Consider the following 5,009-nt stretch of genomic DNA (forward strand, 5'->3'; position numbering starts at 1 on the left):
CGCGACGTAAGATATAGAGAATCAATAAGATAAATAACCCAGTTCCAGCTACATACTTAACTGGACTGGGAATCACTTCCTGCGGTGAAAAGAAACCTTCGATCGCCCCAGCAACCAGCAACATCGGGACGATGCCCATCACCAATTGTGCGGCTTGCAAACCATAGATCCGCAGTGCATCCCGCCGCCGATAGCTACCTGGAAATAGTAAACCCCGTGCGATTAATAAACCAGCACCACCGGAAATAAAAATCGCGGGCAATTCTAACGCCCCATGCGGAAACACAAACGCCCAAAAGGGATATGCCAATCCATTTTGGCCGACCAATGTCGCGACGGCACCGATTAACAAACCATTATAGAATAGGGCATAAATCGTCCATAACCCTGCCATAATGCCGCCGCCGACCATCCGAAAACAAACGCTGAGATTATTGATGGCAATACTACTGGCCGCAAATGGTTCCGTCCCCAAAATCGACCCCATCCAGAGCTGATGGCGATCGCGGACTTTCTCAATCATCGACTGGGGGACGACTAGGGACATGAAGCTAGCATCCTGCCAGGAAAACCACCAGGCAATCAGCGCACCGACTAAAAATAGCCCAAAGGCGACGGCGGTATAGCCCCAAGTTTGCCTGAGGACTTGTGGCAATCCCCACAGATAAAAATCGATCGCGCCGCGTAATTCTTGGCGTCTCGAACCGCGATAAATCTGGCCATAACCGCGTGTTGTCAGGGCTTGCAGTTCTTGGACTATCGTTTCCCCGATTTGATTGGTATTGGCACGGGCTAAATCGGCCGCGACCGATCGATACAAGCTAGCTAATGTCCCAATTTCCTTGGCATTTAAAGATTTAATCCCGCGTCGTTGGGCACGCTGGAGCAAAATATCTAGTTCGTGCCATTGAGCCTGCCGTCGCGCAACCCAGCGTTGAATATTCATCTTGTCGATCTCACCTGCTATAGGATACCGAACAGATGCAGCGGACCACGACCAGTATATATTTCGACGATCACTCCGATGAAACCTAGCATTGCCAACCGACCATTCCAAACTTCGGCCGCGTTAGTTAGACCCATCTCCCACTTCTCTTGGGGATACATTTTGATCTTTTTCTTCATCTTTGTGACTCGATCGATCTCCAGGCTCGGAGCCGCAGCAGCCCTCAAGACTAGATCGACCAGTGTTTGGATAAAGACCGGATTTGTATCTAGAGCTGGTACTCGGTTAAAGGTGTGAATGCCAGCTTCCTCAGCGATTTCGCGATATTCGATATCGATTTCTTCCAGGGTTTCGATATGTTCGGAGACAAAGCTAATCGGTACTACCACCAACTCTTCGACACCTTGAGCTGCAAGTCCGACGATCGCGTCTTCGGTATAGGGTTGCAGCCATTCGATCGGCCCGACTTTGCTTTGATAGGCTAGCGAATATTCATTTTTTCGCCCTAGCTTCTGGACGATCAGTTCGGCGCATTCCTCAATCTCGGCTTGATAAGGATCGCCAGCCTCTTGAACATAGCTGACGGGAACGCCATGTGCGCTAAAAAATAGATGCGCTCGCTCGGGATTGGGGCATTTATCGATTTCAGTGGCGATTAGGTCGGACATGGCTTGGAGATAGCCCGGCTCCTGATACCAGTCGGCGATTACAGTATATTGTGGTGGCTTGAGCTGAGGATTTTCGTTCCAGATTTTTTCAATCAGCCGAAAACTCGAACCGCTGGTACTAATCGAAAATTGGGGATAGAGGGGGAGAATTACCAATTGCTCGATCCCGTCTTGCTTAATTTGCGCGAGAGCATCTTCGGTAAATGGGTGCCAGTAGCGCATCCCGATGTAGACTTTGGCGTCTTCACCTTGCACTTGGAGCTGGCTTTCGAGGGCGCGGGCTTGAGCTTCCGTAATGCGTCGCAGTGGTGAGCCGCCGCCAATTTTCTCATAATTGGCCTGAGACTTCTTGGCACGTGACGTTGAGATCAGCCAAGCTAGCGGTTTTTGGAGTGCGGCAATCGGAATCCGAATAATTTCAGGATCGGAAAATAGGTTAAACAAGAACGGACGCACATCCGATAATTGCTCCGGCCCGCCCAAATTTAGTAGTAAAACCCCTAATCGACCCATAACGGCTGTGTTTTCCCAGTATGTTGCAAATTCTTCATCAATTTTAACAATTATATGATTCGATCGGTAGCAGTTGGCAACTGCTGACACATAAATTTAATTTATGCCGTCAAGGATCTCATCTAATTTCCACCATTGGTGTCAGGAGTAAACTACCCCACCCTGCACAATCACGCTACGCGCTCATGTGCGAGGGTGGGGCTTTCAACAGCCCTCAAGACATGCTCACTCAAAGAGCAAGACAGCATCTCGGAACCTTCAGGCGCATTTACGGTCGCCCCAAGAGCGGAAATATTTTTCGCTCCGTTATAATCTGCGTCACCATTCCAGCCGCAATGCCCACAAGAAAACTTTTTACCACTCCGATAAGATTCACCGCGAACGGGATGGATATGGTTGCAATTATGGCAAGTTTGGCTAGTATATCTAGGGTTAACAAAAACAAGATGTACGCCATGCTTAATCGCTTTATATATCAAGAATTGGCGCAATTCAAAGAATGCCCAACTGTTGCTCAACCTGCGCTCTTTCTTAGTGTGAGGGAGTTGGTTAGTGCGTTCTCTAATTCCGGTCAAATCTTCCAAAGCAATCGCTTGGTTGCTCAATTTCGTCCTAGTTACCAGCCGATGGCTGATGGTATGGTTTACCAATTCCTGAAAGCGTCTCTCCTTCCCCGACAACCGTTTCAACAATTCTCGACATCTGCGTCGAGTACTGCGTGTGCCTCTCGTAGCCTTTTGTTGGATGTTCGCTCTCAAACTGGCGTAACACTCCCTAATTCTGGTAATTTCTTTACCGCTAAATTTATCCCCTTCGGATGTAACAACAATATCAGTTCGACCCAAATCGCACCCCAAAACTTTAGAAGTTTTCTCTGGTTCTGGTGGTGTAGATTCAAGCTGAATATTCAGGTAGTAAGTACCATCTTTGCGCTGACACAGAGTCGCTGTTTTAGGTTTTTGTCCCTTCAACAATCCGATCTGATAGTTGCCGATAGCCAGCGAGAATCGCTCTCTACCGTCAATAGTTGTCAAACTTACAGTCCAGTCTTTTTCCCTGAAGGAAAAGGTACGGGCATCGTAAGTCGCGCTTGTAGGGGCAAAACTCCCAACTGGTTTACCATCCTTTTTAGCCGTCTTCCTGTTGCCAGAAACTCGTCTAATCGCGTGGATTGCCAACTGAGCCGAAAGCCCGAATTTAGCTCTGACATCGTGATAAACCAAAGACTGGATCGCCAACTCATTCATCAGAGTTGGTTGTACAGTCTCGTTCACATATCCGCAAGCAGCAGCAAACGCCTGAAGAGTTCCGTCAATTTTGGTGGACTGTTCAGGTGTTACTTGGAGTTTGCAGGATACTGTCAGGACTTGCTTCATGACCACAGTATATCTCATGTATTGATATATTTGCTCCGCACAATAGCATATTTGTTCGATACGTAGCCCATCCCCTTCACTGCCAAGAGCTGCGCTTGTTGGTTGCGCTTCGGCGATGGGACTCGTCCCTCACTCGCATTCCTAAGCGAGCTTTTCGGGGGAAGCTTCCCCCGAAAACGTCGCGTCCCCTCCCTGCTTCACTACGTGCCTTGCTGTCGCTCGTCACTCCGTTTTCGCGAGGAAGGGGAATCCTGCTGTTCTAGTTGAAAATAACTGTAATCAACTACCGATCGCGATGATTTTCCGTTTGCTCGATGATTTTGGGGCGATCGATCGAAACTCAGTTACCATGTAAGCTATACGCCTTCAATCTGCAGAGGTCTATGAAACCCATCCAAACTGCTGTTACCCTCATTGCCCTCGCTGGTGCAATTGAGTTGAGTCAGACGGAGCGTGTTTTGGGGTCTGCGCTGAATCCATCCTTCTATATAGCACGAATAGAAACATCACCGCCGCATCTGGTTGTCGATCGCGACAACTTATTTGAGGCGGGTATGAAAAAACAGGAGCAAGAGGATTATGCTGGGGCGATTGCTGATTATACTGCCTTGCTAAAAGCTCAGCCCGATCAAGTCGATGCCTATAGCAATCGGGGTTTTGCCTACGCGATGCTCAATAATCTCACCAGTGCGCTGGCGGATTTCGATCGCGCCATCGAGTTAGCACCTAATAATGCTGATGCCTACAATGGCAGAGGCAATGTCAATGCGTTGGCGGGCAATCTCTCCGCATCGATTCGCGATTTCAATCAATCGATCCGCTGTAATCGGAATTTTGCCGATGCTTATTATAACCGCGCAGTCAGCCGTCATGGTTTAGGCGATCAAAGTGGGGCGAAACGGGATCTCACTCAAGCTGCTAAGTTGTTTCAACAACAACAAGATCTCGGTGGCTACCAACAAGCACGCGAGTGGATAAATAAGTTGAAATAGTTGGGAGTGCATCACTCCTAACTCTCAACCTTCAACACCACCATTGTCATATCATCACCACTAGTCCGATCGCTGCCAATGAAGCTATCGAGAGTGGCGACGATATAGTCTAAGGTCGCTTGCGAACTTAACCGCTGCTGACAAGCCTTGTGGAAGGTGTAAATGAGATTTTCTTCATTAAACCTTTCTCCATCCTGATTGGCAGCATCAGTGAAGCCATCCGTATAGTAAATAATCGTATCGCCCTCGTGGAGTTGAACTTGCGCCTCCTCATAGCGGGAATCAGCGTCCAAACCGATCAACATCCCCTGCGTATCCAGCCGCACGATGCGATCGGTCGCGGCTTGCCAGTACAAGGGTGGATTGTGAGCGGCATTGGTATAGGTCAAAATTTTGGTGGTCGGATCGTACTCGGAATAAAACAGCGTCACAAACCGACTGGAATTGGCGAGATCGGCATACATGACTCGATTGAGATGCTGAAGAATGCGGGCGGGTGAATGCCCGTTGAGCA

5 protein-coding genes are annotated in these 5,009 nt (G+C 48.7%); 1 reads left to right on the forward strand and 4 read right to left on the reverse strand.

All coding sequences use genetic code 11. From position 1 onward, the window contains the following. The 3 genes from RMO27_RS12635 to RMO27_RS12645 all read right to left on the reverse strand — a co-directional run. Window positions 1-946 (reverse strand): stage II sporulation protein M (locus tag RMO27_RS12635; RefSeq protein WP_309732971.1); only part of this gene is annotated, 946 nt, incomplete at its 3' end. Between the two features lie 17 nt (window positions 947-963). Beyond that, window positions 964-2,127, reverse strand: coding sequence for a ferrochelatase (hemH, locus tag RMO27_RS12640; protein ID WP_309732972.1), 1,164 nt, complete (start codon window positions 2,125-2,127; stop codon window positions 964-966). A 170-nt stretch (window positions 2,128-2,297) separates the two neighbouring features. Next, a complete protein-coding gene (locus RMO27_RS12645; RefSeq protein ID WP_309732975.1) occupies window positions 2,298-3,503 on the reverse strand; it encodes a transposase in 1,206 nt (401 codons plus the stop codon). Between the two features lie 383 nt (window positions 3,504-3,886). Here RMO27_RS12645 and RMO27_RS12650 point away from each other — a divergent pair, with 383 nt between their 5' ends. Further along, window positions 3,887-4,495, forward strand: a complete 609-nt coding sequence (locus tag RMO27_RS12650) for a tetratricopeptide repeat protein (protein WP_309732973.1) — start codon at window positions 3,887-3,889, stop codon at window positions 4,493-4,495. A 17-nt stretch (window positions 4,496-4,512) separates the two neighbouring features. On the opposite strand, the gene RMO27_RS12655 is transcribed toward RMO27_RS12650, so the two are convergent. Beyond that, window positions 4,513-5,009, reverse strand: a 497-nt coding sequence (locus tag RMO27_RS12655) for a PP2C family protein-serine/threonine phosphatase (protein WP_309732974.1), incomplete at its 5' end; no start/stop codon positions are given.

It is taken from the genome of Chamaesiphon sp. OTE_75_metabat_556 (assembly GCF_031378165.1).
Lineage (GTDB): Bacteria > Cyanobacteriota > Cyanobacteriia > Cyanobacteriales > Chamaesiphonaceae > Chamaesiphon.